General features: G+C 70.6%; 26 protein-coding genes. 18 read left to right on the top strand and 8 right to left on the bottom strand.

Annotated elements, in window-relative coordinates; translation table 11 throughout:
• Positions 1–18 precede the first annotated feature (18 nt).
• The 5 genes from AB4112_RS18000 (at position 19) to AB4112_RS17980 (ending at position 5,836) form a co-directional block, all read left to right on the top strand.
• Positions 19–906, top strand: a complete 888-nt coding sequence (locus AB4112_RS18000) for a DUF72 domain-containing protein (protein ID WP_309794782.1) — start codon at positions 19–21, stop codon at positions 904–906.
• A 116-nt stretch (positions 907–1,022) separates the two neighbouring features.
• On the top strand, positions 1,023–2,606 hold the full coding sequence (locus tag AB4112_RS17995; protein WP_309794783.1) for an ATP-binding protein: 1,584 nt from the start codon (positions 1,023–1,025) through the stop codon (positions 2,604–2,606).
• Positions 2,607–2,868: 262 nt separating this feature from the next.
• A complete protein-coding gene (locus tag AB4112_RS17990; RefSeq protein WP_309794784.1) occupies positions 2,869–4,338 on the top strand; it encodes a sensor histidine kinase in 1,470 nt (489 codons plus the stop codon).
• Positions 4,335–4,781, top strand: coding sequence for a response regulator (locus AB4112_RS17985; RefSeq protein ID WP_309794785.1), 447 nt, complete (start codon positions 4,335–4,337; stop codon positions 4,779–4,781). Before AB4112_RS17990 ends, AB4112_RS17985 begins: the two co-directional genes overlap by 4 nt.
• Positions 4,778–5,836 (top strand): sensor histidine kinase, encoded by a 1,059-nt coding sequence (locus AB4112_RS17980; protein WP_309794786.1) that lies wholly within the window; start codon positions 4,778–4,780, stop codon positions 5,834–5,836. Before AB4112_RS17985 ends, AB4112_RS17980 begins: the two co-directional genes overlap by 4 nt.
• Before the next feature lie 4 nt (positions 5,837–5,840).
• Here the strand turns inward: AB4112_RS17980 and AB4112_RS17975 are convergent, their stop codons facing one another.
• From AB4112_RS17975 to AB4112_RS17960, 4 genes are all read right to left on the bottom strand, one after another.
• Positions 5,841–6,551, bottom strand: a complete 711-nt coding sequence (locus AB4112_RS17975; RefSeq protein WP_309794787.1) for a pseudouridine synthase — start codon at positions 6,549–6,551, stop codon at positions 5,841–5,843.
• Positions 6,548–7,591 carry a class I SAM-dependent methyltransferase gene (locus AB4112_RS17970; RefSeq protein ID WP_309794788.1) on the bottom strand — a complete coding sequence of 348 codons (1,044 nt, stop codon included), beginning with the start codon at positions 7,589–7,591 and terminating at the stop codon, positions 6,548–6,550. Before AB4112_RS17970 ends, AB4112_RS17975 begins: the two co-directional genes overlap by 4 nt.
• 39 nt (positions 7,592–7,630) lie before the next feature.
• The gene (locus AB4112_RS17965) at positions 7,631–8,413 is read right to left on the bottom strand and encodes a creatininase family protein (RefSeq protein WP_309794789.1); all 783 of its coding nucleotides are present in this window, start codon (positions 8,411–8,413) and stop codon (positions 7,631–7,633) included.
• A gap of 142 nt (positions 8,414–8,555) precedes the next feature.
• Positions 8,556–9,389, bottom strand: coding sequence for an IclR family transcriptional regulator (locus AB4112_RS17960; RefSeq protein WP_309794790.1), 834 nt, complete (start codon positions 9,387–9,389; stop codon positions 8,556–8,558).
• Positions 9,390–9,576: 187 nt separating this feature from the next.
• On the opposite strand from AB4112_RS17960, the gene AB4112_RS17955 reads away from it, so the two are divergent.
• From AB4112_RS17955 to groL, 11 genes are all read left to right on the top strand, one after another.
• On the top strand, positions 9,577–10,650 hold the full coding sequence (locus AB4112_RS17955; RefSeq protein WP_309794791.1) for an ABC transporter ATP-binding protein: 1,074 nt from the start codon (positions 9,577–9,579) through the stop codon (positions 10,648–10,650).
• Positions 10,647–11,516 (top strand): ABC transporter permease, encoded by an 870-nt coding sequence (locus tag AB4112_RS17950; RefSeq protein ID WP_309794792.1) that lies wholly within the window; start codon positions 10,647–10,649, stop codon positions 11,514–11,516. The genes AB4112_RS17955 and AB4112_RS17950 overlap by 4 nt, the downstream gene beginning before the upstream one ends.
• Positions 11,517–11,526: 10 nt before the next feature.
• Complete coding sequence (locus AB4112_RS17945) at positions 11,527–12,321, top strand: ABC transporter permease (protein ID WP_309794793.1); 795 nt, start codon at positions 11,527–11,529, stop codon at positions 12,319–12,321.
• 13 nt (positions 12,322–12,334) lie between these two features.
• Entirely contained in the window at positions 12,335–12,619 is a 285-nt protein-coding gene (locus tag AB4112_RS17940; protein WP_309794794.1) for a (2Fe-2S)-binding protein, read from the top strand.
• Positions 12,616–13,995 carry an FAD-dependent oxidoreductase gene (locus tag AB4112_RS17935; RefSeq protein WP_441721609.1) on the top strand — a complete coding sequence of 460 codons (1,380 nt, stop codon included), beginning with the start codon at positions 12,616–12,618 and terminating at the stop codon, positions 13,993–13,995. The genes AB4112_RS17940 and AB4112_RS17935 overlap by 4 nt, the downstream gene beginning before the upstream one ends.
• Positions 13,992–15,131: an NAD(P)/FAD-dependent oxidoreductase gene (locus AB4112_RS17930; protein WP_441721606.1), complete on the top strand. Its 1,140-nt coding sequence runs from the start codon at positions 13,992–13,994 to the stop codon at positions 15,129–15,131. Before AB4112_RS17935 ends, AB4112_RS17930 begins: the two co-directional genes overlap by 4 nt.
• Before the next feature lie 31 nt (positions 15,132–15,162).
• Positions 15,163–16,209 (top strand): ABC transporter substrate-binding protein, encoded by a 1,047-nt coding sequence (locus tag AB4112_RS17925; RefSeq protein WP_441721603.1) that lies wholly within the window; start codon positions 15,163–15,165, stop codon positions 16,207–16,209.
• A gap of 355 nt (positions 16,210–16,564) precedes the next feature.
• Entirely contained in the window at positions 16,565–16,846 is a 282-nt protein-coding gene (locus AB4112_RS17920) for a hypothetical protein (protein ID WP_309794798.1), read from the top strand.
• 203 nt (positions 16,847–17,049) lie between these two features.
• Entirely contained in the window at positions 17,050–17,913 is an 864-nt protein-coding gene (locus tag AB4112_RS17915) for an alpha/beta fold hydrolase (protein WP_441721600.1), read from the top strand.
• 327 nt (positions 17,914–18,240) lie between these two features.
• Complete coding sequence (locus tag AB4112_RS17910) at positions 18,241–18,558, top strand: co-chaperone GroES (RefSeq protein ID WP_309794800.1); 318 nt, start codon at positions 18,241–18,243, stop codon at positions 18,556–18,558.
• A 28-nt stretch (positions 18,559–18,586) separates the two neighbouring features.
• Positions 18,587–20,218 carry a chaperonin GroEL gene (groL, locus tag AB4112_RS17905; RefSeq protein ID WP_441721596.1) on the top strand — a complete coding sequence of 544 codons (1,632 nt, stop codon included), beginning with the start codon at positions 18,587–18,589 and terminating at the stop codon, positions 20,216–20,218.
• A gap of 58 nt (positions 20,219–20,276) precedes the next feature.
• Here groL and AB4112_RS17900 read toward each other — a convergent pair whose 3' ends face one another.
• From AB4112_RS17900 to AB4112_RS17890, 3 genes are all read right to left on the bottom strand, one after another.
• On the bottom strand, positions 20,277–21,206 hold the full coding sequence (locus AB4112_RS17900) for a DUF1186 domain-containing protein (RefSeq protein WP_441721593.1): 930 nt from the start codon (positions 21,204–21,206) through the stop codon (positions 20,277–20,279).
• Positions 21,207–21,254: 48 nt separating this feature from the next.
• Complete coding sequence (locus AB4112_RS17895; RefSeq protein ID WP_441721590.1) at positions 21,255–22,316, bottom strand: dipeptidase; 1,062 nt, start codon at positions 22,314–22,316, stop codon at positions 21,255–21,257.
• 124 nt (positions 22,317–22,440) lie between these two features.
• Positions 22,441–23,355 (bottom strand): LysR substrate-binding domain-containing protein, encoded by a 915-nt coding sequence (locus tag AB4112_RS17890; RefSeq protein WP_441721587.1) that lies wholly within the window; start codon positions 23,353–23,355, stop codon positions 22,441–22,443.
• Positions 23,356–23,474: 119 nt separating this feature from the next.
• On the opposite strand from AB4112_RS17890, the gene AB4112_RS17885 reads away from it, so the two are divergent.
• Together AB4112_RS17885 and AB4112_RS17880 are read left to right on the top strand one after the other, a co-directional pair.
• A complete protein-coding gene (locus AB4112_RS17885; RefSeq protein ID WP_441721585.1) occupies positions 23,475–24,188 on the top strand; it encodes an SDR family oxidoreductase in 714 nt (237 codons plus the stop codon).
• A gap of 38 nt (positions 24,189–24,226) precedes the next feature.
• Positions 24,227–25,021 carry an SDR family NAD(P)-dependent oxidoreductase gene (locus AB4112_RS17880; protein ID WP_309794806.1) on the top strand — a complete coding sequence of 265 codons (795 nt, stop codon included), beginning with the start codon at positions 24,227–24,229 and terminating at the stop codon, positions 25,019–25,021.
• On the opposite strand, the gene AB4112_RS17875 is transcribed toward AB4112_RS17880, so the two are convergent.
• On the bottom strand, positions 24,940–25,905 hold the full coding sequence (locus AB4112_RS17875) for a helix-turn-helix domain-containing protein (protein WP_441721582.1): 966 nt from the start codon (positions 25,903–25,905) through the stop codon (positions 24,940–24,942). The two genes, AB4112_RS17880 and AB4112_RS17875, sit on opposite strands and share 82 nt — an antisense overlap.
• Positions 25,906–25,990: the final 85 nt, after the last annotated feature.

Raw genomic sequence — 25,990 nt, 5'->3', positions numbered from 1 at the left:
CCTTTCGGGAGGATCGCGATGACCAGGCCGGGACGGGTGCGGATCGGGATTTCGGGCTGGACCTACCGGCCCTGGCGCGGGGTGTTCTACCCCAAGGGCCTGCCGCAGAAGCGGGAGCTGGCCTTCGCCGCCGAAGCCTTTCCGTCGATCGAGATCAACGGTACCTTCTACGGCAGCCAGCGGCCGGAGAGCTACGCCCGCTGGGCCGAGGAAACGCCCGAAGGCTTCGTCTTCGCGGTCAAGGGCCCGCGCTACATCACCCACACCCGCCGGCTGCGCGACGCCGGGACGCCGCTGGCCAACTTCCTCGCCTCCGGCCTGCTGCGGCTGGGGCCGAAGCTGGGCCCGATCCTGTGGCAGCTGCCGCCCAGCTTCCGCTTCGACGCGGCGCGGATCGAGGCCTTCCTGGCCCTGCTGCCGCACGACACCGAGGCCGCGGCCGCGATGGCGCGCCGGCACGATGACCGCTTTGCCGGCCGGGCCTGGACCAGGACCGACCGGCGCCGGCCGCTGCGCCACGCCATCGAGATCCGGCATGACAGCTTCCTCGACCCCGCCTTCGTCCGGCTGCTACGGCGCCACAAGGTGGCACTGGTCTGCGCCGACACGGTCGACTGGCCGCGGCGCATGGACCTGACCGCCGACTTCATCTATTGCCGCCTGCATGGCTCGGAGGAGCTGTATGTCAGCGGCTATGACGACGCGTCGCTGGACCGCTGGGCCGACCGCGTCGCCGCCTGGGCCACCGGCCGCGAGCCCGACGACGCCGAACGGGTGATCGACCGGCCCGGGCCGAAGCGGGCCCGGCGCGACGTCTTCGTCTATTTCGACAATGACGCCAAGGTGCGCGCGCCGGAGGACGCCCGGGGCCTGATTCGCCGCGTCGAGTCCCGTCTCGGCAGCTGAACCGCGCCGGGACCCTGCCCCGTCCCTTCGGGTTGCCCCGACCGTCTCCCGTCGTGATAGACCATGCCCGGTCCTGCCGTCCGGAGGATGGCGCGGCCCGAGTTTGCGGAGGGGTGATGACGGTCCAAATCGACATCGGAACGCTGTCCAACGGGACATCGGCCATGATCGATCTCGAGGAGCTGCTGGCGACTCGGCTGCTGGTGCAGGGCAATTCCGGCTCCGGCAAGTCGCATCTGCTGCGCCGGCTGCTGGAGCAGAGCGCCCCCTGGGTGCAGCAGGTGGTGATCGACCCCGAGGGCGACTTCATCAGCCTGGCCGACCGCTTCGGCCACATCGTGGTCGATGGCGACCGGTCGGATGCCGACCTGCACCGCATCGCCGGCCGCATCCGGCAGCATCGCACCTCCGCCGTGCTCAACCTCGAAAGCTGCGACGCCGACGCCCAGATGCGCGGCGCCGCCGCCTTCCTCAACGGGCTGTTCGATGCCGAGCGCGACCTGTGGTACCCCGTGCTGGTGGTTGTGGACGAGGCCCAGCTGTTCGCCCCCGCCGCCGCCGGCGATGTGTCGGAGGAGGCGCGCAAGGCGACGCTGGGCGCCATGGCCAACCTGATGAGCCGCGGTCGCAAGCGCGGCCTGGCCGGCGTCATCGCCACCCAGCGCTTGGCCAAGCTGGCCAAGAACGTCGCGGCCGAGGCCTCGAACTTCCTGATGGGCCGCACCTTCCTCGACATCGACATGGCGCGCGCCGCCGACCTGCTGGGCCTGGAACGGCGCCAGGCCGAGATGTTCCGCGACCTCGGGCGCGGCCAGTTCGTGGCGCTGGGCCCGGCCCTGTCGCGGCGGCCGCTGGAGGTCAAGATCGGCGCGGTCGAGACCGGCGCGCGGTCGACCAGCCCGAAGTTGATGCCGATGCCGGAGGCGCCAGCCGAGGACCTGCACGAGCTGATCCTGAAGCCGGCCGAGGTCGAGCCGCCGGTGCCGCGGCTGCCGCGCCAGCCGGCGCCGCAGCCGACCGCCGAGCTGCTGGCCCAGTTGATCCGCAGCCGCCCCGACCCAGCGGCCGCCGCGGCCGAGGAGGAGACGGATCCGATGACCCAGGCGGAGCGCGACGCCGCGATCGACGCGGTGCTGCGCGACCTGGTGGCGGAGGAGGATTCGGCATTTCGCCCGGTCGCGGTGCTGTACCAGGACTTCCTGGTGCGCTGCCGGATCCGCAAGCTCGCCGGCCCCCGGGGCGGCGGCGGGCCGCTCGACCTCGCCGGCTTCCGCGGCCGGCTGGCGGTGGCCCGCGCCGGGGTCGACACCGAGACGGCGGAGAGCCCGGCCTGGCAGCGCGCCACCAGTCTGGCGAAGGACCTGCCGGAGGACATGCAGGGCATCTTCCTGCTGCTGGTCAAGGCGGGGCTGGCGACGGCGCCCTGCCCGTCCGACGCCACCATCGGACGGGCCTACGGCACCCAGTCGGTCGGCCGCACCCGGCGGCTGCTGACCTATATGGAGCAGCGCGGCTTCATCGTCTGCCGCGCCGCCGGCCGCGGCGGCAACCGGATCATGGCCTTCCCGGACCTCGGCTGCGAGACCGGCCCCGGCGACCCGAACGGGCCGGAAGCCGTGGCCGTGATCGAGATCGAGGACACGACGCCGGCTGGCGCGGACCTGCCGGTCGAGGATGAGGCGGAAGCGAGGGTCGAGTGACGGGGCGGGCCTTGATCCCGGCCTGCCCCTGGCACCCCGTCCGCCGGCATTTCCACAACATTCCGAAATAAACATTTGATAATTTCTGCGCGACCGGCCGCGGGCCGCAATGCTGAGCAGATCAAGATTGCATAGCGTGGGCTAAAAGGCTGAAGCTCGGCGAATAGTTGAGAGTTTTATCTTCCTGTGGCAAATGGCCCAGCACCCTCATACGGTTGCGTGCCATACACCAGAGCGAAGCGGCAACACGTCCCCCGATTCCATGACCAGACACAGTCTCCTGACCCTCGGCATCCTCGGCTTCGCCATCCTGCTGGTGATCGGCGTCGCGTCGATCTGGCTGGTGCAGCAGTCGCGCGAGGACCAGGAATGGGTCGCCCATTCGCTCGAGCTGGAAGGCCGGATCACCCAGCTGCAGTTCCTGGTACAGACGGTGGAGGGCGCCCAGCGCAGCTACCTCCTGACCGAGGACAAGCAATACGCCGACTCCTTCGAGACGGCGCTGGCGCAGATCCCGGCCGTGATCGACGAGATCCAGGGCCGGACCAGCGACAATCCCTCGCAGCAGCAGGCGATCGGAACCCTGCGGCCGCTGCTGGACCGGCTGCCCAACTTCCGCAACGCCGTTCGCCAGTACGATGGCGGCGACCGCATCGGCGCGCTGACCCTGGTGCGGACCGGGCGCGGACGTGAGCTGATCGCGCAGATCGACGGCATCCTGACGGGCATGAAGACGGAGGAGGCGCGGCTGCTGACCGACCGGTCCGCCACCTCGCGCAATACCCAGTTCTGGCTGGTGGCGATCACCCTGGCCGGCCTGCTGACCATCGTCGCGGTCGCCGCCGTCGCCGTCATCCTGTTCCGGCGGTCGACCCGGGCGCTGCAGGCCATCCAGCAGGAGCTCGCCCACGCCAATGAGGGGCTGGAGGCGGTGGTGGCGGAGCGGACGGCCGACCTGCAGGAGGCCAATGAGGAGATCCAGCGCTACGCCTACATCGTCAGCCACGACCTGCGGTCGCCTTTGGTCAACATCATGGGCTTCACCAGCGAGCTGGAGCATGTGCGCGACGGCATCTTCGACCGGATCGCGGCCCTGCGCGGCCAGCTGCCGGCACCGGCCGACGAAAGCGAGGACGAGGCGCTGAAGGCGGATTTCGGCGAGGCGGTGGGCTTCATCAAGACCTCGATCGCCAAGATGGACCGGCTGATCAACGCCATCCTGACCCTGGCCCGGCAGGGCCGGCGGGAGTTCAAGCGCGAGCGGATCGACGCCACCGCGCTGCTGCAGGGCATCGCCGGCAGCCTGGCCCACCAGGCCCAGGAGCGGAACGCCGAGATCCGGATCGGCGCCCTGCCGGCCCTGGCCAGCGACCGGCTGGCGCTGGAGCAGATCTTCTCGAACCTGCTGGACAACGCCCTGAAGTATCTGCGCGACGGCGTGCCGGGCGAGGTCGAGGTCAGCGGCCGGGCGACGGCAGCCGGCCTGGTCTACGAGGTCCGCGACAACGGCCGCGGCGTCGACCCGCAGGACAGGGGCCGGATCTTCGAGCTGTTCCGCCGCTCCGGCCCGCAGGACCGGCCGGGCGAGGGCATCGGCCTGGCCCATGTCCGCGCGCTGGTCCGCCGGCTGGGCGGCAGCATCGCGATGGATTCCACCCCGGGGCACGGCAGCGTGTTCCGGGTCACCCTTCCCAAGACATGGATCGAACCCAACCGGAGGGCAGCGAGATGAGCCAGGACAGCCGCGCGGTCAGCATCGTGATGATCGAGGACGATGAGGGCCATGCCCGCCTGATCGAGAAGAACCTGCGCCGGGCCGGGGTGCACAACGAACTGATGTCGTTCCGCGACGGCACCAGCGGCCTGGCCCATCTGTTCGGCCCGGACGGATCCGGCGAGGTGAACAAAGGCAGGGCGCTGCTGATCCTGCTGGACCTCAACTTGCCCGACATCTCCGGCACCGAGATCCTGCGGCGGGTCAAGGAGAACGACCATCTGAAGCTGTCGCCGGTCGTGGTCCTGACCACCACCGACGACAAGGTCGAGATCCAGCGCTGCTACGACCTCGGCTGCAACGTCTACATCACCAAGCCGGTGAACTACGAGAACTTCGCCAACGCGATCCGGCAGCTGGGCCTGTTCTTCTCCGTCATCCAGGTGCCCGAGACTCCATGATGGCTGCTGCCGGCATCCGCATCCTCTACATCGACGACGATCCGGGATTGGCCCGGCTGGCGCAAAGGACGCTGGGCCGCGCCGGCTATGTCGTCGAGATCGCGACCGATGGCGGATTGGGGCTGGCCCGCATCGACCAGGGCGGCATCGACGCCGTGGTGCTGGACCATGCCATGCCCGGCCAGGACGGGCTGGCGACGCTGGAGGAGATCCGCCGGCGGCCCGACCCGCCCCCGGTGATCTACGCCACCGGCAACCAGGACAGCCGGGTGGCGGTGGCGGCGCTGAAGATCGGCGCCGCCGACTATGTGATCAAATCGGCCGAGGGCGAGTTCTTCGCCCTGCTGCAGGCGGCGATCGACGGCGCGCTGGAGGCCGCCCGGCTGCGGCGCGAGAACGAAATCCACCAGGCCGAGATCCGGGCCGCCCGCGACCGTTTCGAGGCGCTGGCCGAGGAGCGCGCCATGCTGATGCGCGAGATCAACCACCGCGTCAGCAACAGCCTGCAGCTGATCGCCTCGTTGCTGCGGCTGCAGGCCAATGCGTCGGGTGCGCCCGACATCAAGGGCGCGCTGGCCGAGGCGGAGAACCGGGTGATGGCGGTCGCCCAGGCGCATCGCCGCCTCTACACCTCCGACTCCGTCAGCGCCATCGAGCTCGACCGCTATCTGCAGGAACTGGCGGAAAGCCTGCGCGGATCGACCGAAGGCCAGGGCACCCGGTCGGTGCTGGACCTGCGGACCGAGCCGGTCGAGATTCACCCCGACCGGGCCATCGCGCTGGGCGTCATCGTCACCGAGCTGGTGCTGAACGCGCTGAAATACGCCTATCCCGCCGCGGGCGGCGGGCCGGTCCGGGTGGTGCAGCGCGCTTTGCCCGATGCCCGGATCGAGATCACGGTCGAGGATGACGGCGTCGGCATCGGCCCGGCGCCGGCGGGATCGACCGGGCTGGGGCAGCGGATCATCAAGGCGATGGCGACCAAGCTGGAAGCGACCCTGCTGCACGACCCCAGCCACGCCGGGACCCGGGTGGTGCTGACCTTCGCGGCGTGAGTCGTCAGGCCGCAGGCGGCCCGAACACCGAGGCCACCTCGGCCGGGTCCAGCAGCCGCCACTTCCCCTCGGCCAGATCCCCCAGCGCCAGGCCGCCGACGGTCGCGCGGTGCAGCGTCTCGACCCGGTTGCCGGCCGCGGCGAACATCCGCCGGACCTGGTGGTAGCGGCCCTCGGTCAGGGTCAGCCGGGCCCGCCGCGGCCCCAGCACCTCCAGCGCCGCCGGCTCCAGCGGCGTCTTCTCCGACCGCAGCATCAGGGTGCCGGCGGCGAACAGCTCCGCCTCGTTCCCCGCGAGGTCCTGCGCCAGCGTCGCCTCATAGACCTTGGGGATGCGGGCCTTGGGCGAGATGATCCGGTGCAGCAGCACGCCATCATCGGTCAGCAGCAGCAGGCCGGTGGTGTCGCGGTCGAGCCGCCCGACCGGCGCGACGATCGGGTTGCGCTGGCGGAACCGGGGCGGCAGCAGCTCGTAGACCACCCGGCCGGGGTCGGCGGTGGCGCAGGTGTAGCCGGTGGGCTTGTGCAGCATCAGCACCGCGCCGGGCGGGGGGTCGAGCGGCTCGCCATCGACCCGGATCGCCTCGTGCTCCGGCTGCGCCTCGGGGTTGAACGGCACGTCGGCGGCGTTGGTGACGCGGCCGTCGCGCAGCATCGCCTCGACCTGCTTGCGGCTGCCGTAACCGAGATTGGCGAGGCGGCGGACCAGCTTCATCGCACGCCCTTTGCGGCCTCGATCACCTTATAGGGACCGTCCTCGACCACGCTGCGGACCATGGTGAAGGCCTTTTCCAGCGTCGCCTCATAGGGCAGGTGCCGGTTCGCCACCAGCCACAGCCGCCCCTTCGGCTTCAGCCCCGCCGCCGCGGCGGCGATGAAGGCGCGGCCGAGGTCGTGCCGGTCGGCCCGGCCGCCGTCATGGAAGGGCGGGTTGGTGACGATGAAATGGTAGCGCCGGCCCGGCGCCAGCCCGCCGGCGACGTCATGCCAGAGGAAGTCGAGCGCGGTCTGCCCGGCCAGGGGTGCCAGGTTGCGGCGGGCGAGGTCCAGCGCCCGCGCCTCGGCGTCGTAGAGGTCCAGCGCCGTGACATCGGGGCAGCGCTCCAGGATCGCGGCCGAGAGCGTGCCGAAACCCGAGCCGAGATCGGCGCCATGGCCCTTGAGGTCCGCCGGCAGATGGGCGGCGAGCAGGGCCGAGCCGGGATCGATGCGGTCCCAGGCGAACAGGCCGGGGCGGCTGAGGAAGCGGCCCTCCGCCACCGGGCGCGGCGCATCCAGCAGCGCCCATTCGGCGCGCAGCGCAAGGTCGCCGGCGCCGTCCTGCGGGCGGACCCAGAACACGCGGCAGCGGTTCTTCGACAGGCTTTCGACCGGCCCGGCCAGGCGGACCAGATCCTCCTCGATCGAGCGGGCACCGTCGGTGTTGGCCAGGCTGACCACCACGGCGGCGCCTGATACCGCCTGGTCCAGCGCGCGGGCCAGCAGGGTGCGCGCCGCCTCGCGCTGCCGCGGCGGCAGCACCAGCACCAGCGGGAAGCGGCCTTCGACCGCGGGCGAGACGGTCAGCCCCGCCTGCTCCAGCGCCGTGGCGTGCTGCCGGACGCTCTGCTCGCAGGCCAGGGCAGGGGATGCGTATCCGGCCAGCGCCGCGCCGGCGCGGGCGCCGAGGAACAGGGCGCGGCCATCCGCCGGCCAGGCCAGGGCCTCGGTGTCGAAGGGCAGGAACAGGGTGTCGAGGGCGGGATCATCGGTCATGCCGGCCTCCGTGGCACATCGCGGCCGAAAACGAAAGCCTCACGCCGTGGCGAAGGTCTCGCGCAGCCGCTGCGTCGCCGCCAGCGAACAGGCCACCGCGGCCTCGTAGAGCCTGGCCCCGGCCTCCGCGGTGGCGTCGGCGGGGCGGCCGATCACCCCGGTCGGGTTGATCTCCTCGAAGCCGCGCCAGACCGTGATCGGGCTGGACGCATAGAGATGCGGGTCGGGCCAGCAGGACGGCGTACCGCCGGCCGGGATCGCCTCGGCCCGGGCCGATCCCGGGAACAGGTGCAGCATCAGCGAGGTCTCCAGCGCGCAGGCATGGCCGCAGCCCTGGTCGGCATCGGGCAGGATCGCCGCCGCATCCTCGCGGATCAGGTCGAAATAGGAGAAGGCGGCGCTGCGGATGCCGTCGGCGCCGAGTTCGGACACCGCGACCTGCAGCGCGCCGCGGTTGCCGCCATGGCCGTTCAGCAGGATCGGGAAGAAGCCGTCGCGCGCCAGCGAACGGCAGACATCGACCACGATGGCGATAAAGGTCGACGGCCGCAGGCTGATGGTGCCGGGGAAGGCCACGTGATGCGCCGAGGAGCCGTAGGAGATCGGCTCGGCCACCCGGATCGACGGGTCCCGCCCGGCGACGCCCAGCGCCACCGCCATTGCCAGCCAGATGTCGACGCCGGTCGCCAGATGCGGCCCGTGCTGCTCGACCGCGCCGGTCGGGACCAGCACCGCGCCGTGGGCCTTGCCCAGCGCGCCGAGCTCCGGCGACGGGCTCCAGGCCAGGCGGGCAGGACCGGGGGCGAAGGGCGGAAGGGACATCGGAGGGATCCTCGGATCGTGGGGACTACACTCTATCTGTCATTGCCCGGCTTGACCGGGCAATCCAGGGGCCACGAAGAACCGCTCTGGCCGCCCTGGATGCCACGGTCAAGCCGTGGCATGACAAAAAAAGAACGGTCCCTCACCCGCCCATGGCGGCGCTGCCCAGCATCTGGGCCGGGCGGCGCAGGGCCGGGTCGAAGGGGTTGATCCGCGGCCCGATCGCGTCGGCCTCGCGCTTCAGGATCTCGATCACCGTCGGCAGCCGGTCCTCGCCCAGCCGTTCGGAGATGGTGCCGATGCTGAGCGCCGCCACCGCCCGGCCGTCGCGATCGAGGATCGGCACCGCGGCGCCGCCCATGCCGGGCAGGATGAAGTCCCGCCGCGTGGCGTAGCCGGCCGCGCGCACCTTCGCCATTTCGCTGCGCAGGTAGACCTCGTCCATGACGCCCTGGCCGACCAGGCGCGGGACGTTGAAGCGCACCACCTCCTCGCGCTCCGCCTCCGGCAGGAAGGCCAGGATCACCAGCGCCCCCTGCCCGACCCCGAGCGGCACCCGGCCGCCGATGTCGCCGGTGTGGGAGCGGATCGGGAACAGGCCTTCGCTGCGGTCGAGGCACAGCGCGTCGAAGCCGGTGCGCACCAGCAGGAACACGGTGTCGCCGAGCATGGCGGACAGGCGCTGCAGCACCGGCCGGCACAGGTCGCGCAGGCTGCTGGGGTTGCCCGCCCGCGCCGCCAGAGCGAAGAAATCGATGCCCAGCCGGTAGATCCGGCTGCGCTCGTCCTGCTCGACCATGCCTTCCGCTGCCAGCGCCTTCAGCAGCCGGTGCACCGTCGCCTGGGTCAGGTCGGTGGCTTCGGCGATGCGGATCAGCTTCGCCCCCTCGCCGCCCGCCTCGGCCAGTGCGCGCAGGATGGCGAAGCCGCGCTGCAGGCTTTTGCCCGGAGACAGAGGTTCATCGGCCTTCACCATTTCCGGAATTCCTGCATAGCCACAACCATCATTGATTCCGATATATGGAATCTGAATCAGAATACTCCCAATAAAATGGAATGTCTCCTTGACTCGATCGGGCGAAAGAGTCTTCTGGAAAGGCGTGTCGGCGCCTTCCGTTCAACGGACCCAAGATCGACCGCGCAGGTGTGCCAGGGAGACAGCGATGACCTTCCTCCGTCTCGAACGGATCTCGAAGCTGTATGGCGACGTCGCGGCGGTCGCGGATCTCGACCTGACGGTGGAGCGCGGCGAGTTCGTGTCGCTGCTCGGCCCCTCCGGCTGCGGCAAGACCACGACGCTGCAGATGATCGCGGGCTTCGTGCCGGCGACCACGGGCCGGATCCTGCTGGACGGCCAGGACCTGACCACGGTGAAGCCCAACCGCCGCGGCCTGGGCGTGGTGTTCCAGAGCTACGCCCTGTTCCCGCACATGACCGTGGCCGACAACGTCGCCTTCGGGCTGGAGATGCGCGGCGTCGCCAAGGCCGAACGGGCGAAGCGGGTGGCCGAGGCGCTGGCGCTGGTCCATCTCGACCACCTCGCCGACCGCTATCCCCGGGCCCTGTCGGGCGGCCAGCGCCAGCGCGTGGCCCTGGCCCGCGCCTTGGTGATCGAACCGCCGGTGCTGCTGCTGGACGAGCCGCTGTCCAACCTCGACGCCAAGCTGCGCGAGGCGATGCAGTTCGAGCTGCGCCAGATCCAGCGCCGCACCGGCACCACCACGATCATGGTCACCCACGACCAGTCCGAGGCGCTGTCGATCAGCGACCGGGTGGTGGTGATGGAGCAGGGCCGCATCACCCAGATCGACCAGCCCTACCGGATGTACGAGCATCCGCGCAGCCGCTTCATCTCCGACTTCGTCGGCAAGGCCAACCTGCTGGACGGCGTGGTGGCCCAGGCCGGCGCCACCGCCCGGGTGGCGGTCGGCGCGGTCACGCTGGAGGTTCCCGGCGACGGGCTGCCGGCCGGCGCCCACGTGCTGCTGTGCCTGCGGCCGGAGAAGCTGGCGTTGGGCGCCGCCGGCAGCGGCCGCCTGCCCGGCACGGTGTCGCGCCGCTACTTCCTGGGCAGCCAGTGGCTGTACCACCTCGACACCTCGGTCGGGGAACTGCTGGTCGCGACCCCGAACCTGGGCGAAGAGCCGCTGGCCGAGGGCGCCAAGGCCGGCATCGACTGGGCGCCCGGCATGATCCGGGTGCTGCGCGACGCCGAGGCCGCCGGGGCCCTGCAATGAGCGCCGCGACGGGAGCCGCCACCCCGCGCCTGGCGGTCACCGCGATGGCGGCGCCGGCGACGCTGCTGTTCGCGGCGCTGGTGATCACGCCCCTTGTCCTGACCCTGATCCTGTCCTTCCACGTCTACGACCACACCACCGGCGTGCAGGATGCCTGGACCATCGGCCAGTACCTGACCGTGCTGACCGACCCCTACTACTACGGCATCTTCCTGCGCACCTTCCGGCTGGCGGCGCTGACCACGCTGATTTGCGCCGTGCTGGGCGCGCCCGAGGCCTATGTGCTGAGCCGGATGCGAAAGCCCTGGCGGTCGATCTTCCTGCTGGTGGTGCTGGCGCCGCTGCTGGTCTCGGTCGTGGTCCGTGCCTTCGGCTGGAGCATGCTGCTAGGCCCCACCGGCCTGGTGAACGACGCGCTGCAGGCGCTCGGCCTCGGCCGCGTCCGGCTGCTCTACACCGAGACGGCGGTGGTGGTGGCGCTGGTCCACGTCATGCTGCCCTTCATGGTGATCCCGGTCTGGACCTCGCTGCAGAAGCTGGATCCGGCCACCGAGCAGGCGGCGCTGTCGCTCGGCGCGTCGCACAGCACGGTGCTGCGCCGGGTGGTGCTGCCGCAGGTGCTGCCCGGTCTGCTGTCCGGCAGCCTGATCGTGTTCGGCCTCGCCGCCAGCTCCTTCGCCATCCCCAGCCTGCTCGGCGGACGGCGGCTGAAGATGGTCGCGACCGTGGTCTATGACGAATACCTGAACTCGCTGAACTGGCCGCTGGGCGCCGCCATCGCGGTGATCCTGCTGCTGGCCAATCTGGTGATCATGCTCAGCTACAACCGGATCGTCGAAGGACGGTACCGGAAGAGCCTCGGGTGAGGTGGCGCCGATGACCCGCAACGGCCCCTTCGCCCTCACCTTCCACGCCCTGGTCGCGGCGTTCATGCTGGCGCCGCTGGTGATCGTCTGCCTGGTCGCCTTCACGCCGGAGAACACGCTGAGCCTGCCGACCACGGGCGTCTCGCTGCGCTGGTTCCAGGCGGTGTTCGACCATTCGGACTTCCTGCAATCCTTCTGGAACAGCCTGTGGCTGGCGACCATGGCGGCGACGCTGTCGACCGCGATCGCGGTGCCGGCCGGCATCGCCACCACCCGCTACCAGTTCCCCGGCCGCGACGGGCTGAACGCCCTGTTCCTGTCGCCGCTCCTGATCCCGCACCTGGTGCTGGGCGTGGCGCTGCTGCAGCTGTTCTCCGAGCTCGGCGCCGCCGGCAGCTTCTTCTGGCTGGTGCTGGCGCACAGCGTGGTGATCACGCCCTATGCGTTGCGGCTGGTGATCGCCGCGCTGATCGGCTTCGACCGGTCGACCGAGCAGGCGGCGGCGTCGCTGGGGGCCGGCGCCTTCACCGTGTTCCGCCGCATCACCCTGCCGATCATCCTGCCCGGCGTGGCCGGCGGCTGGCTGCTGGCCTTCATCAACAGCTTCGACGAGCTGACGATGTCGATCTTCGTCACCTCGCCCGCCACCGTCACCCTGCCGGTGCGGATGTACATGTATGCGACGGAATCGATCGACCCGATGATGGCCGCGGTCTCGGCCCTGATGGTCGCCGTCACCGCCGTCGCCATGGTCGTGCTCGACCGCATCTACGGCCTCGACCGCATCCTGGTCGGCCGCCAGTGACCGGATCCCCGCGATGCCCATCCTGACCCGCCTGGCCGAGACCGGCCGGCCCGAGATCCGCTTCCGCCTGGACGGCCGCCCGGCCACGGCGCTGGCCGGCGACACCGTGCTGACCGCGATCCTGACCAGCGCCGACCGGCTGCGGCGGTCAGAATTCTCAGGGCACCCCCGCGCCGGCTTCTGCCTGATGGGCGCCTGCCAGGATTGCTGGGTGGCCACCGAGGACGGACGCCGCTTCCGCGCCTGCTCCACCGCCATCGCCGAGGGCATGCGGCTGGTGACCGGAGAGCCGGCATGAGCGGCGAGATCCGTCCGGTGATCGTCGGCGCCGGCCCGGCCGGCATCCGCGCCGTGGAGGCCCTGGCCGCGGCCGGGCTGCGGCCGGTGCTGGTGGACGAGGCCAGGAAGGGCGGCGGCCAGATCTATCGCCGCCAGCCCGACGGCTTCACCCGTGACGCCAGGACGCTGTACGGCACCGAGGCGGCGAAGGCCGAGGCGCTGCACCGGACCATCGACAGCCTGGCGCCGGCGATCGACCACCGGGCTGAGACGCTGGTCTGGAACATCGAGGCCGGGGCGCTGGACCTGCTGCGGGACGGGCGCAGCAGCCGCCTGCCCTACAGCCACCTGATCCTGACCACCGGCGCCACCGACCGCATCCTGCCGATGCCGGGCTGGACCCTGCCCGGCGCCTACAGCCTGGGTGCGGCCCAGTTGGCGCTGAAGTATCAGGGCTGCGGCATCGGCCGGCGCGTCGCCTTCATCGGCACCGGCCCGCTGCTGCAGCTGGTGGCGTCGCAATATCTCAAGGCGGGGGCCGAGGTCGCCGCGGTGCTGGACACTGCCCGCTTTGCCGACAAGGTCGCCGCCCTGCCCGGGCTGCTGCGCGGCCCGGCCGTGCTGGCCAAGGGGTTGAAGCTGATGGCGGCGCTGAAGGCCGGCGGCGTGGCGGCGCGGCACGGCGCCCGGCCGCTGCGCATCCTCGGCACCGACAGGGTCGAAGGGCTGGTCTGGCACGACGGCACCCGCGAGCATCGCATCGATTGCGACGCCGTCGCCTTCGGCTATGGTCTGCGGTCGGAGACCCAGCTGGCCGACCTGGCCGGCTGCCACTTCCGCTTCGACGCCCTGAACCGCGCCTGGCTGCCGGAGCGCGACGCCGCCGGGCGCAGCAGCGTCGCCGGCGTCTACCTGGCCGGCGATGGTGCCGGGATCGCCGGCGCCGATGCCGCCGAGCTGGCGGGCGAGCGCGCCGCCCTGGCCCTGCTACAGGATCTCGGCCGGCCGGTCGACCTAACCCGCGCTGCCCGGATCGAGGCGAAGCTGGCCGCGATCGGCCGGTTCCGCCAGGGGCTGGAGCGCGCCTTCCCGTTGCCGGCCGGCTGGGCCGCATCGGCGCCGGACGATCTGGTGGTGTGCCGCTGCGAGGAGGTGACGGCCGGCACCCTGCGCGCCACCGCCGCCGGCTGGGGGCCGCCCGAGCTGAACCGGCTGAAGGCGCTGTGCCGCGTCGGCATGGGCCGCTGTCAGGGCCGGATGTGCGGAGCAGCAGCCGCCGAGATCCTGGCCGCCCATCGCGGCGTGCCGGTCGAAGCCGTCGGCCGCCTGCGCGGCCAGGCCCCGGTCAAGCCGATCCCCCTCACGATCGAGGACGAGCCGGAGGGCGCGGCATGACCGCCACCGAACGCCTGACCACCGATGTCGCCATCATCGGCGGCGGCATTGCCGGGGCGGCGGCGGCGCTGGCGCTGCGGCGGATGGGGATGTCGGTGCTGCTGCTGGAGCGCGGCTTCTGCGGCGCCCAGGCCAGCGGCGTGAACTATGGCGGCGTCCGCCGCCAGGGCCGGCCGCCGGAACAGATCCCGCTGTCCCAGCGCGCCCACGCCATCTGGCAGCGCCTGCCGCAGACCATCGGCATCGACGGCGAATACATCCGCTCCGGCCACCTGAAATTGGCGCGCAGCGAGGCCGATCTGGCGTCGCTGGAGGCCTATCGCGACCGGGTGCGGGATTCCGGCCTCGACCTCGAACTGATCACCGGCAACGCCTTCCGCGACCGCTATCCCTGGCTGGGCGACCGCGCCATTGCGGGGTCGCTGTGCCCGGCGGACGGCCATGCCAATCCACGGCTGGTGTCGCCCGGCTTCGCCCGGGCCGCACGGCAGGCCGGTGCCGACATCCGCGAGCAGACGCCGGTGCGCGAGGCGGCCCGCGACGGCGAGGGCTTCCGCCTGCTGGCCGGCGACGGGCTGGAGGTGCGGTCCCGCCTGCTGCTGAACTGCGCCGGCGCCTGGGCCGGAAGCTTCGCCGCATCCTTCGGCGAGCCGGTGCCGCTGGTGTCGAGCCACCCGAACATGGCGGTGACCGAGCCCCTGCCCCGGCTGATGGACGTCAACATCGGGGTCGAGGGCGGCGGCATCTATGGCCGCCAGGTCGAGCGCGGCAACTGCGTCATCGGCGGCGGCCGCGGCCATGCGCTGGACGCCGACCGGGCCCGGCCCGGCCGGTCCGCCATCGCGTCACTGCTGCAGCAGGCGGCCGAGCTGTTTCCGGCCCTGCGCGGCGCCCAGATCATCCGGTTCTGGAGCGGGGTCGAGGGCGACACCCCCGACCGCAACCCGGTGCTGGGCCTGAGCCGCACCACGCCGGGGCTGATCCACGGCTTCGGCTTTTCCGGCGCCGGCTTCCAGATCGGGCCGGCGGTCGGCGAGGTGCTGGCCGAGCTGGCGCGGGACGGGCGCAGCACCACCCCGATCGAGGCCTTCGGCATCGGCCGCTTTGCAGCGGCGGCGGCAACCCCCGCCGCGTGACCATCAACCACATCAAGCAGGAGAGAGCACCATGAATGCACGAATGAAGACGGCCCTGCTGGCGAGCGCCGCGCTGCTGGCCTCGGGCGCCGCATCGGCCGAGACCAAGACGCTGTACATCGGCATGAATGGCGGCGACATGGAGAAGGCGTTCACCGAACACGTCTTCCCCGATTTCGAGAAGGCCAACGACGTCAAGGTCGTGGTGGTGCCCGGCACCTCCTCCGAGATCCTGGCCAAGGCGACGGCGGCCAAGGACAACCCGCAGATGCACCTGATCTTCCTCGACGACGGGGTGATGGTGCGGGCGATCGGCATGGGGCTGTGCCAGAAGACCGAGCCCGACCCGGTGCTGGAGCAGCTGTACCCCGCCGCCCGGATCAAGGACGACATGGCGTCGGGCGTGACCCTGGGGCTGACCGGCCTGGGCTACAACACCAAGATGTTCACCGAGCAGGGCTGGCCGGCCCCGACCTCCTGGATGGACCTGGCCGACCCGAAATTCGAGGGCAAGGTGGTGTTCCAGTCGCTGTCGAGCAGCACCTACGGGCTGCACGGCTTCCTGATGGTCAACCGCATCCAGGGCGGCAGCGAGGCGGATGTCGAGCCGGGCTTCAGCAAATGGGCCGACACCATCGGCCCCAACGTGCTGGAGTACATCCCGAGCTCGGCCAAGCTGTCGGAGATGGTGCAGACCGGCGAGGCCGCGATCTTCCCGCTGACGCCGACCGCCATCGCCGGCATGCAGAACAAGGGCATCCCGGTGGCCTACGCCCAGCCCAAGGAGGGCGGCGTGCTGCTGATGGTGACGCAGTGCGTCGTCGCCGGGAACACTGAGCCGGCGCTGGCGCAGAAGCTGGCGCATTACCTGCTGAGCGTCCAGGCCCAGGACCCGGCGCTGCAATATGGCGGCCAGATCCCGTCCAACAGCAAGGTCGCGGGCGCGACGCCGGAGGCCGCCAAGATGCTGACCGAGTTCCGCGGCTATCTCAATCACGCCATCGTGCTGGACTGGGACCAGATCAACGCCCACCGGCCCGACTGGAACGACCGCTGGAACCGGACGGTCGAGAAGTAGGGGCTTACCCTACGTCCTTGCCACCCACCCCGTCATTGCGAGCGCAGCGAAGCAATCCATCGGGCCGCTCGTGCGGGCCCATGGATTGCTTCGTCGGCTTCGCCTCCTCGCAATTGTCTGTTGGATAGAAGGTAGAAAGGAGTGTCCCGCGAGAGTGGGACTCTCGCAACGACCTCAAGGAGAGTGGGAGGACCGGATGCTCCTCCAGACGGACAAGACGGCCCGCCCGCGCCGATGCAACGGCGCGGTTCCTGCCGGAGGCCAGGGAACATAGCAGCGCCGCAAAACCCGAGGTGCCGGAACAAATCGGCCGCCCGTGTCTTGTGTGAGGATAATGCCGACGACGGACCCAATGATGAGCGACGGCCGGAGCCTTGCACAGACATTGCACTTCTGGCTCCGCATCCAGCGCCAGAACTGGGAGGACGGCTTTCCGCCGAACCCCCAGGAGACGCGCTGGATCCGATCGGCGATGGAAGCGGCGCGGGAGGGCGGCAGCCTGGGCCGCATGCAGGAATGCATCCTGCACGCAATCCTGCATGACCGCACCCCGCCCTCGGGGGTCTCCGACTACAACCTCGACAGCTTCCGGCGCGACCTCGGGGTGTTCCAGTCGAGATATATCGACGGCCCTTAAAACCCTGCAGAATCCGGGGATGGATCCTTCGCTGATCGTCCAGTACCGGTCGACCGACCCGGCGGCCGCGCCGGTGCGGCAGGAGCGCGTCCGGGCCGCGAGCCGCCTGGCGCTCTGACACCCCTTTCGCACCATCCCGTCTCGGCCATTGCCACGCCGGCCGCGCTCCGCGACCATGCCGCCGCCGGTTTGAGGAGCGGGACATGGCGCGGGTTGCGGTCGGTGATCTGGAATTCGCGGTCGAGCGGTTCGGCGATCCCGGCCGGCCGCCGATCCTGCTGGTGCAGGGCCTGGCGCAGCAGCTGATCGACTGGCCCTGGGCGCTGATCGAGGCGCTGGCGGCCATCCATCACGTCGTCGTCTTCGACAACCGCGACACCGGCCTGTCCGCCAAGTTCGGTCCCTGCCGGTCCGACCAGGAGGGGACAGACACGCCCTACACCCTGTTCGACATGGCGGCGGACACGGCCGGGCTGATCGACGCGCTGGGCCTCGGCCGGGTCCACCTGCTGGGCTATTCCATGGGCGGGCGGATCGCCCAGATCGTGGCCGCCCGCCACCCCGACCGCGTGCGGTCCCTCACCTGCCTGATGTCCTCCGGTGGGCAGGCCGGGGTCCTGGCCGCGCCGCATATCCGCGAGGCGCTGGGCGCGGCGCGGCCGCCGGAACTGCTGCGGGCCCCCGACATCGACCTGTTCACCCGCCAGGCGGCGCTGTTCGAGGGCGATGCCTGGGTGACGCCGGAGGCGGAGCTGCGCGCCCGCATCGCCGCGGCGGTGGCGCGAGGCTATTGCCCGCTCGGCTCCGCCCGCCAGATCCGGGCGATCGGCGCCGCCGGCGACCGCAGCAAACTGCTGCGCCGCATCACCGCGCCGACGCTGTTCATCCACGGCTCCGCCGATCCGGTGGTGCCGGTCGAGGCCGCGCGGGCCGGGGCGGCGCTGATCCCAGGCGCTCGGATCGAGGTGATCGCGGGGCTGGGCCACAACCTCTCGAGCACCGCCGCGGCCGCCGCAATCCCGCCGCTTCTGGGTTTCCTGGGTGGTCTCGAAGCGACCGCAGTCTGAATATACATATGTATTTAGTTATAAAATTCATATTGACTAACTGAAATGACATTTTCTAGGCTATCCACATGCCGATCTGCATCGGCACCATTGCCGTCGGCCGGATTCGCCTGATGACCGCTCTCGCCAGCCTCCACGACGTACCCCTGGCCGCCCCCACGGGCCCGGCCCGGTGGTGTCGCGGCCCCTGTCTCCGGGCGACCTGACCCGCCTCCCGCGTGCCGGCGGCATCGCCGCCCACCCTTCCCCATCGGAACCGGAAGCGCCCTTCGCCTCCCCTCGGAGCGCCGGGGCTCCGTGCCTTCCCTCACCTTCCAGGAGCACCCCATGTCCTTCCGCCCGCTGCACGACCGCGTCCTGATCCGGCGCATCGACCAGGACGAGAAAACCAAGGGCGGGATCATCATCCCCGACACCGCCAAGGAGAAGCCGCAGGAGGGCGAGGTGATCGCCGTCGGCCCTGGCCTCCGCGACGAGGCCGGCAAGCTGCAGCCGCTGGACGTCAAGGCCGGCGACCGCGTGCTGTTCGGCAAATGGTCGGGCACCGAGATCAAGCTCGACGGCAGCGACCTCGTGGTCCTGAAGGAAACCGACATCATCGGCGTGTTCGAGGCCGCCAAGCGCGCCTCGAAGAAGGCCGCCTGACCCCGCCCCCGACACCAAGGACACCATCATGGCAGCCAAAGACGTCAAGTTCAGCGCCGACGCCCGCGACCGCATCCTGCGCGGCGTCGACATCCTGGCCAACGCGGTCAAGGTCACGCTCGGGCCCAAGGGCCGCAATGTGGTCATCGACAAGTCGTTCGGCGCGCCGCGCATCACCAAGGACGGCGTGACCGTCGCCAAGGAGATCGAGCTTTCCGACAAGTTCGAGAATCTCGGCGCCCAGCTGGTGCGCGAGGTCGCGTCCAAGACCAACGACCTCGCCGGCGACGGCACCACCACCGCCACGGTGCTGGCCCAGGCGATCGTGCGCGAGGGTGCCAAGGCGGTGGCCGCCGGCCTCAACCCGCTCGACCTCAAGCGCGGCATCGACAAGGCGGTCGAGGCCGTGGTCAAGGCGGTCGAAGGCCGGGCCAAGAAGATCTCGACCAATGACGAGATCGCCCAGGTCGGCACCATCTCCGCCAATGGCGAGGTCGAGATCGGCCGCATCATCGCCCAGGCGGTGAAGAAGGTCGGCAACGAGGGCGTGATCACGGTCGAGGAGGCCAAGAGCCTGGAGACCGAGCTGGATGTGGTCGAGGGCCTGCAGTTCGACCGCGGCTACCTCTCGCCCTACTTCATCACCAATGCCGAGAAGCTGATCGCCGAGCTCGACAACCCCTACATCCTGATCCACGAGAAGAAGCTGACGGCGCTGCAGCCGCTGCTGCCGCTGCTGGAAGCGGTGGTGCAGAGCGGCCGGCCGCTCTTGATCATCGCCGAGGATGTCGAGGGCGAGGCCCTGGCCACGCTGGTGGTCAACAAGCTGCGCGGCGGGCTGAAGATCGCGGCGGTCAAGGCGCCCGGCTTCGGCGACCGGCGCAAGGCGATCCTCGAGGACATCGCGGTGCTGACCAAGGGCCAGGTGATCTCCGAGGATGTCGGCATCAAGCTGGAGAACGTGACCCTCGACTTCCTCGGCACCGCCAAGCGCGTGCGCATCGCCAAGGAGGAGACCACGATCGTGGACGGCGCCGGCGCCCGCAAGGAGATCGACGGCCGGATCGGCCAGATCCGCGCCCAGATCGAGGAGACCACCTCGGATTACGACCGCGAGAAGCTGCAGGAGCGGCTGGCCAAGCTGACCGGCGGCGTCGCGGTGATCCGGGTCGGCGGCGCCACCGAGGTCGAGGTCAAGGAGCGCAAGGACCGCGTCGACGATGCGGTGCACGCGACCCGCGCCGCGATCGCCGAGGGCGTGGTGCCGGGCGGCGGCGTCACCCTGCTCTATGCCGGCAAGGCGCTGGAGAAGCTGAAGCCGGCGAATGACGAGGAGCGGGTCGGCATCGACATCGTCCGCCGCGCCCTGCAGGCGCCGGTTCGGCAGATCGTCGAGAACGCCGGCGGCGACGGGTCGATCGTGGTCGGCAAGCTGCTGGACGGCAACGACATCAACCGCGGCTACGACGCCCAGAAGGGCGAGTTCGCCGACCTGTTGAAGGCCGGCATCATCGACCCGGCCAAGGTGGTGCGCATCGCACTGCAGGACGCGGCCTCGGTCGCCGGCCTGCTGATCACCACCGAGGCGCTGATCGTCGAGAAGGTCGAGAAGAAGCCGGCAGCCCCCGCCGCCCCGGGCGGCGGCGACTACGACTTCTGAGGCGAGGGTCCCGTTGGGTTCACCGGTGGTGAACCCAACACCGATGAGGGCCTCTCTCTTACTGCAGGCAGCACTTTTTGTACTTCTTGCCGCTGCCGCACGGACAAGGGTCGTTGCGGCCGACATGCCGCAGCGGATCGGTCACCGGCTCACTGTGGAGCGGGACCTGCAGTCTGTCCGACAGCAGAAGGTCGTCCAGATCGCCGTCCTCGTCGTCCTCCGCCAGTCCGCTATCCAGTTCCGCCTGGTCGTCCTCCGAAAAATCGGACCAGGTGGACAAGGTGCCGACCGCATCCACGAACGGGCCGATGTGGTTGTCGATGAAGCCGGCCATCCGCTCGGGGTCGTCCAACGTCCGACGCAGTTCGTCATGGAAATCCTCGACCTCCATGAATCCCGGCGGAACCAGGAAATCGTCGATAAGCCGTTCCGCCCGTGGCGCCAAGCCCTCGTAGCCGAGGCAAAAAACCGCCGTGACCCAGCCAAGCCACACGACATTTTCATCCCGCGGCTGCATGTGCTCGTAGAGGTGAAGCAGGTAGGCCTTCATCTCTTCATCGGAGATGGCGCCCATGCGGCAGTGCCAGGCCAGGGCGTCCAGTGCCGCGTCACGCATGTAATCGCCGGCACCCGCATCCTCGATCACCGCCTTCAGGGGCGCCGGATCACCGTCGAAGGTGTTGATCAGGATCCCGCCGAGCGTTTCGGTGTCGGCATCGCCGAGGATGTGCTCCGCCTCGGGGCCCCGGATCATGCGGCAGAGATGCGGGAAGGCGCGGGTCTCCCGCATCTCGCCCGCCAGATGGATAATGAAGAAGAGAGCGTCTTCGACGCCCTTGGAGCCTTGTGCGCCCCCGGCGTGGCGTTCCAGGAATTCGACACACCGGGGCCCGGCATCATCCCAATGCTCCAGGGCCCAGTTCATGGCGTCGGCAGGCAGGACACCGTTCGCGGCGGCGAGATCCCGGATCATCTCGTCCACAGTCATGATGCACCTTTCCTCCCGCCGGCCTCCGACGTCGCGCGGCAGCCGATGTCAGCGGCCCCAAGTGCGCTCCAGGACACCGTACCAGTTCTCCGTGCCGATCTTGCGCAGCAGCGCGTCGTCGTAGCCATGGGCGCGCAGCGCCTCGAACAGGTGCGGCAGGCCGGCGACGTCCTTGATGCGGGCCGGCATGGTCGCGCCGTCATAGTCGGAGCCGAGGCCGACCCCGTCCTCGCCCACCCGCTCGATCAGGGCATCGAGGTGCCGCACCATGACCTCGAGGTCGGTGTCGGCGTTCATCGACCCGTCCGGACGCAGGAAGGCGGTGGCGAAGTTCAGCCCGACCATGCCGCGGCTCTCGCGGATCGCGTCGAGCTGCCGGTCGGTCAGGTTGCGCGCATGCGGGCAGACCGAATGCGCGTTGGAATGGGTCGCGACCAGCGGCGCCGAGGACAGTTCGGCCACGTCCCAGAACCCCTTCTCGTTGAGATGCGACAGGTCGATCAGGATGCGGCGCTCGTTGCATTCGCGGACCAAAGCGCGGCCGGCATCGGTCAGGCCCGGCCCGGTGTCCGGCGTGCTGGGGAACACGAACGGCACACCATGGCCGAAGGCGTTCGGCCGGCTCCACACGATGCCGAGCGAGCGCAGGCCTGCGGCGTAGAGCAGGTCGAGCATGCGGAAATCGGTGTCGATCGCCTCGCAGCCCTCGATGTGGAACACCGCGGCCAGCGACTGCTTGGCCACCGCGGCCCGGATCTCGGCCACGCTGCGGCAGACGGTCAGACCCCCGGCCCGCTCCAGCCGCAGCAGGATCGAGGCCATCGCGGTGGTCGAGGCCTGGGCGTCGGCCAGCCCCAGCTCCGCCGGCAGCTGCACGGCGTAGCTGCCGCCCTGCATCCGGTCCATCCCGCTGGACGACTTCAGCGGCGGCGGGAACATCGCGAACATCCCGCCGACGAAGCCGCCCTTGCGCGCCCGCGGCAAATCGAGATGGCCGGTCTCCGTACCCTCGATGAAGGCGGTTTCGGCCGTGCCGGCATGCGCCTTCAGCAGGCGCAGCAGGACGTCGTTGTGCCCGTCGAAGACGGGGATGGGCGCGGGCTCGGTCATCAAGGATCCGTCGTGGTCGGCCCCGGCCGCGGATCGGCCGGGCGGGGAAAGGAGTTGAGCAGCCCCCGCCCCGGCTGGCAAGGCGGCGCCGGGCGAAACCGTCACATCGCCGCCCCGCGCCGGGTCAGGGCATGCCCAGCCCCGCCGCCGCGACGCGCAGCTCCGCGCCGAGGAAGTCGAGGAAGGCACGGGTCTTGGGAGCGAGGTGACGGGCGGAGGGGAAGACCGCCTGCAGCGGCGACGCCGGCGACTCGTAGTCTTCGAGGATCCGGACCAGCCGCCCGGCGGCCAAATCCTCCGCCACGTGCCAGATCGACTTCAGCACCACGCCGGCGCCGGCCAGCGCCGCGGCATGCGCGACCTCGCCGTCATTGCTCATGATCGCGCCGGACACGGTGGTGCCCACGGCGGCTTCGCCCCGGCGCGCGAACTGCCACACCGTCATCGGCGGGTCGCCATAGGTGATGCAGGGATGGCCGGCCAGATCCTGCGGCGTCATGGGGCGGCCGTGCCGGGCGATGTAGTCGGGCGAGGCGCAGAGCACCCGCCAGTTGCGCGCCAGCTCCCGCGCCATCAGTGCGCTGTCCGGCAGGGCCGCCTGGCGGATGGCGACGTCGATGCCGTCCCGCACCAAATCGACCACCGTGTCGGTGGAGATGACATGCACCCGGATTTCGGGATAGCGGTCGTGGAGGCGTCCGAGGCAGGGCCCGATCAGCCGGCGGGCGAAGGCCGCCGTCGTCGTCACCCGCAGCAGACCGCGCGGCCGGCCGTCGCCGCCGATCGCGTCCTGCGCCGCCTCCAGCTCGGCCAGGATGCGCAGCGCTCGCTCGTGGAAGGCGGCGCCGTCCTCGGTCAGGCTCAGGCGGCGGGTGGTGCGCTGGACCAGGCGCACGCCCAGCGCCGCCTCCAGCCGCGCCAGTCGCTTCGACACCACCGCCAGCGACAGGCCGAGGTCCCGCGCCGCGGCGGACAGGCTGCCCGCCGCGGCGATGCGGACGAAGGCGGTGATGTCGGTCAGGTTTTCGATCGGCCGCATTGTCAACGATCCGGAAAGAGTGGCTTCGCGATCCAGAGTATTATTTCCGAGATGCCGAAGGTCCAGATCTTCACCGCGACGGGCCGGACGGCCGGCACGGCTGGAAGCAGGAGAGCGGAATGAGTGATTTGACGGGCAAGCGGGTGCTGGTGGTCGGCGGCAGCTCGGGGATCGGGCTGGCGACGGCGCAGGCCGCGGCGAAGCTGGGCGCCGGCGTGGTGGTGGCGTCGCGGTCTCAGGACAAGCTCGACGCCGCGGTGGCCGCGATCGGCCGGGGCAGCGAGGGCCGGGTGCTCGACATCACCTCGGACGCCGCGGTCGAAGCGTTCTTCGCCGACGGCGCGGCCTATGACCATGTCGTGATCTCGGCGGCGCAGACCAAGGTCGCGGCGGTGCGCGAGCTGCCGCTGGCCGACGCCCAGGCCTCGATGGACTCGAAATTCTGGGGCGCCTACCGCATCGCCCGCGCCGCGCCCATCCGCGACGGCGGGTCGCTGACCTTCGTCACCGGGGTGCTGGCGATCCGGCCGCGGAAGGGGGCCGCGATCCAGGGCGCGATCAATGCCGGGCTGGAGGCGCTGGCCCAGGGCCTGGCCCTCGAGCTCGCGCCGGTGCGGGTCAACACCGTGTCGCCCGGACTGGTCGAGACCCCGCTCTACGACCGCATGGCCGCGGAGGCGCGGCAGGCGATGTACGAGCGCGCCGCCGCCACCCTGCCCGCAGGCCTGGTCGGCCAGCCGGAGCACATCGCCGCCCAGATCCTCGCTTTGATTACCAACCCCTACGCCACCGGCAGCATCGTCTATATTCACGGCGGCAGCGCCCTGGTCTGACGGTTGCAGCCGCCACACCGACACCACGGAGAGTCCACATGAAGATCGACTTGTCGGGCAAGACCGCCCTCGTCACCGGTTCCACCACCGGCATCGGCTTCGCCATCGCCAAGGGCCTGGCCGGGGCCGGGGCCGAGGTGGTGGTCAACGGCCGCAAGCCCGCCGCCGTGGACGCGGCGGTAGCCGAGCTGCAGCGCGCCGTGCCGGGCGCCGTCCTGCGCGGCGCCGCGGCCGACGTGTCGACGGCGGCGGGCTGCGCCGCGCTGGTGGCGGCGGTGCCGGAGGTCGACATCCTGGTCAACAATGTCGGCATCTTCGAACTGAAGGACTTCTTCGACATTCCGGACGAGGACTGGACCCGGTTCTTCGAGGTCAACGTCATGTCCGGCGTGCGCCTGTCGCGCGCCTACCTCAAGGGCATGCTGGCGCGCAACTGGGGCCGGGTGGTGTTCATCTCCTCGGAATCCGGCGTCAACATCCCGGTGGAGATGGTGCATTACGGCTTCAGCAAGACGGCGCAGCTGTCGGTGTCGCGCGGCCTGGCCAAGCTGACCCGCGGCACCAACGTCACGGTCAATTCGGTGCTGCCCGGCCCGACCATGTCGGAGGGGGTGAAGGGGTTCATGAAGGAGGTGGCGGAGAAGACCGGCAAGTCCGTCGAGGCCGCCGCGGCCGAATTCGTGCAGACGCACCGGCCCACCTCGATCATCGCCCGGATCGCGACGCCGGAGGAGACCGCGAACATGGTGGTCTATGTTGCCTCGCCCCTGGCCTCGGCCACCAACGGCGCCGCGCTGCGGGTCGATGGCGGCGTGGTCGATACGATTGTCTGAGGCTGGGCCGCCTGAGGCCGGGCGTCGCCGCCGCGCCGGAAGGCACGCGGCGACAGGCCGGTCTCCTTGGCGAACAGCCGCGAGAAATAGGCCGGGTCGGTGAAGCCGAGGGCATAGCCGGCATCGGCCACCGAGATGTTGGAGTAGAGCAGCAGCCGCTTGGCCTCGAGCAGCAGCCGGTCCTGGATCAGCCGGGCCGGGGGTGCGCCCGCCACCCGGCGGCAGGCGGCCCAGAGCCGCTTCGGGCTGACCGCCAGCGCCCGGGCATAGTCCTCGACCTCGTCATGGCTGCGGTAGCGCTCCTCGATCCGCTCGCGGAACCGGGCCACCAGCAGCGCCTGGGGCCCCGGCGCCGCCGTCTCCCCTCCCCCCGCCTGCGCCAGGCGCAGCACCTCGACCAGGATGCCGACCAGCAGCGCCTCCACCGCCGCGGCGCGGCCGGGCGCCAGCCACGCCAGCTCGCGCGACAGCCGGCCCAGGCTGGCCAGGATGAAGCCCTGGTCGACGACCGGGATCACGGCCGGGGCGGCGAAGAGCGGCCGGAACTCCGGCTCGCGCCGCAGCAGCTCGCGCAGCGTGGTGTCCGACACCGTCAGCACCGAACCCACCGTCTCCGGCTCGAAGTCGAAGCCGTGCACCACCCCGGCCGGCATCAGCAGCAGGCACGGCGCCGGCAGCCGGATCGACTGCCCCTCGGCCCGCACCACGCCGCCGCCGCGGGTGAAGTGGAAGATGTGGTTCAGGTTGGCATGGGCATGCGCCCGGATGGTCCAGTCGCTGGGACGGCTGCGATCCTCCAGTGCCTCCAAATGCAGGAAGCGGTCATCGACCGTCCTGGGCGCCTCGCCATAGAGGAAGAAGTTCGGGATCACAGGGGCTTGCATGACGGTCCTGCCTTCTACCGCCGATCTTCGGGCGCGGCGTGAGGGAAGAAATGTCCAATTTATCTGCCGCCGCGTCCATTGCTTT

It is taken from the genome of Inquilinus sp. 2KB_23 (genome assembly GCF_052115705.1).
Lineage (GTDB): Bacteria > Pseudomonadota > Alphaproteobacteria > DSM-16000 > Inquilinaceae > Inquilinus > Inquilinus ginsengisoli_A.
This window is presented reverse-complemented; position numbering and strand designations above follow the sequence as displayed.

Excerpts from the sequence above, each read along its gene's own strand:
- AB4112_RS18000 (WP_309794782.1), top strand. The coding sequence starts at position 19 with ATGACCAGGCCGGGACGGGTGCGGATCGGGATTTCGGGCTGGACCTAC.
- AB4112_RS17995 (WP_309794783.1), top strand. The coding sequence starts at position 1,023 with ATGACGGTCCAAATCGACATCGGAACGCTGTCCAACGGGACATCGGCC.
- AB4112_RS17990 (WP_309794784.1), top strand. The coding sequence starts at position 2,869 with ATGACCAGACACAGTCTCCTGACCCTCGGCATCCTCGGCTTCGCCATC.
- AB4112_RS17985 (WP_309794785.1), top strand. The coding sequence starts at position 4,335 with ATGAGCCAGGACAGCCGCGCGGTCAGCATCGTGATGATCGAGGACGAT.
- AB4112_RS17980 (WP_309794786.1), top strand. The coding sequence starts at position 4,778 with ATGATGGCTGCTGCCGGCATCCGCATCCTCTACATCGACGACGATCCG.
- AB4112_RS17975 (WP_309794787.1), bottom strand. The coding sequence starts at position 6,551 with ATGAAGCTGGTCCGCCGCCTCGCCAATCTCGGTTACGGCAGCCGCAAG.
- AB4112_RS17970 (WP_309794788.1), bottom strand. The coding sequence starts at position 7,591 with ATGACCGATGATCCCGCCCTCGACACCCTGTTCCTGCCCTTCGACACC.
- AB4112_RS17965 (WP_309794789.1), bottom strand. The coding sequence starts at position 8,413 with ATGTCCCTTCCGCCCTTCGCCCCCGGTCCTGCCCGCCTGGCCTGGAGC.
- AB4112_RS17960 (WP_309794790.1), bottom strand. The coding sequence starts at position 9,389 with ATGGTGAAGGCCGATGAACCTCTGTCTCCGGGCAAAAGCCTGCAGCGC.
- AB4112_RS17955 (WP_309794791.1), top strand. The coding sequence starts at position 9,577 with ATGACCTTCCTCCGTCTCGAACGGATCTCGAAGCTGTATGGCGACGTC.
- AB4112_RS17950 (WP_309794792.1), top strand. The coding sequence starts at position 10,647 with ATGAGCGCCGCGACGGGAGCCGCCACCCCGCGCCTGGCGGTCACCGCG.
- AB4112_RS17945 (WP_309794793.1), top strand. The coding sequence starts at position 11,527 with ATGACCCGCAACGGCCCCTTCGCCCTCACCTTCCACGCCCTGGTCGCG.
- AB4112_RS17940 (WP_309794794.1), top strand. The coding sequence starts at position 12,335 with ATGCCCATCCTGACCCGCCTGGCCGAGACCGGCCGGCCCGAGATCCGC.
- AB4112_RS17935 (WP_441721609.1), top strand. The coding sequence starts at position 12,616 with ATGAGCGGCGAGATCCGTCCGGTGATCGTCGGCGCCGGCCCGGCCGGC.
- AB4112_RS17930 (WP_441721606.1), top strand. The coding sequence starts at position 13,992 with ATGACCGCCACCGAACGCCTGACCACCGATGTCGCCATCATCGGCGGC.
- AB4112_RS17925 (WP_441721603.1), top strand. The coding sequence starts at position 15,163 with ATGAATGCACGAATGAAGACGGCCCTGCTGGCGAGCGCCGCGCTGCTG.
- AB4112_RS17920 (WP_309794798.1), top strand. The coding sequence starts at position 16,565 with ATGAGCGACGGCCGGAGCCTTGCACAGACATTGCACTTCTGGCTCCGC.
- AB4112_RS17915 (WP_441721600.1), top strand. The coding sequence starts at position 17,050 with ATGGCGCGGGTTGCGGTCGGTGATCTGGAATTCGCGGTCGAGCGGTTC.
- AB4112_RS17910 (WP_309794800.1), top strand. The coding sequence starts at position 18,241 with ATGTCCTTCCGCCCGCTGCACGACCGCGTCCTGATCCGGCGCATCGAC.
- groL (WP_441721596.1), top strand. The coding sequence starts at position 18,587 with ATGGCAGCCAAAGACGTCAAGTTCAGCGCCGACGCCCGCGACCGCATC.
- AB4112_RS17900 (WP_441721593.1), bottom strand. The coding sequence starts at position 21,206 with ATGACTGTGGACGAGATGATCCGGGATCTCGCCGCCGCGAACGGTGTC.
- AB4112_RS17895 (WP_441721590.1), bottom strand. The coding sequence starts at position 22,316 with ATGACCGAGCCCGCGCCCATCCCCGTCTTCGACGGGCACAACGACGTC.
- AB4112_RS17890 (WP_441721587.1), bottom strand. The coding sequence starts at position 23,355 with ATGCGGCCGATCGAAAACCTGACCGACATCACCGCCTTCGTCCGCATC.
- AB4112_RS17885 (WP_441721585.1), top strand. The coding sequence starts at position 23,475 with ATGAGTGATTTGACGGGCAAGCGGGTGCTGGTGGTCGGCGGCAGCTCG.
- AB4112_RS17880 (WP_309794806.1), top strand. The coding sequence starts at position 24,227 with ATGAAGATCGACTTGTCGGGCAAGACCGCCCTCGTCACCGGTTCCACC.
- AB4112_RS17875 (WP_441721582.1), bottom strand. The coding sequence starts at position 25,905 with ATGCAAGCCCCTGTGATCCCGAACTTCTTCCTCTATGGCGAGGCGCCC.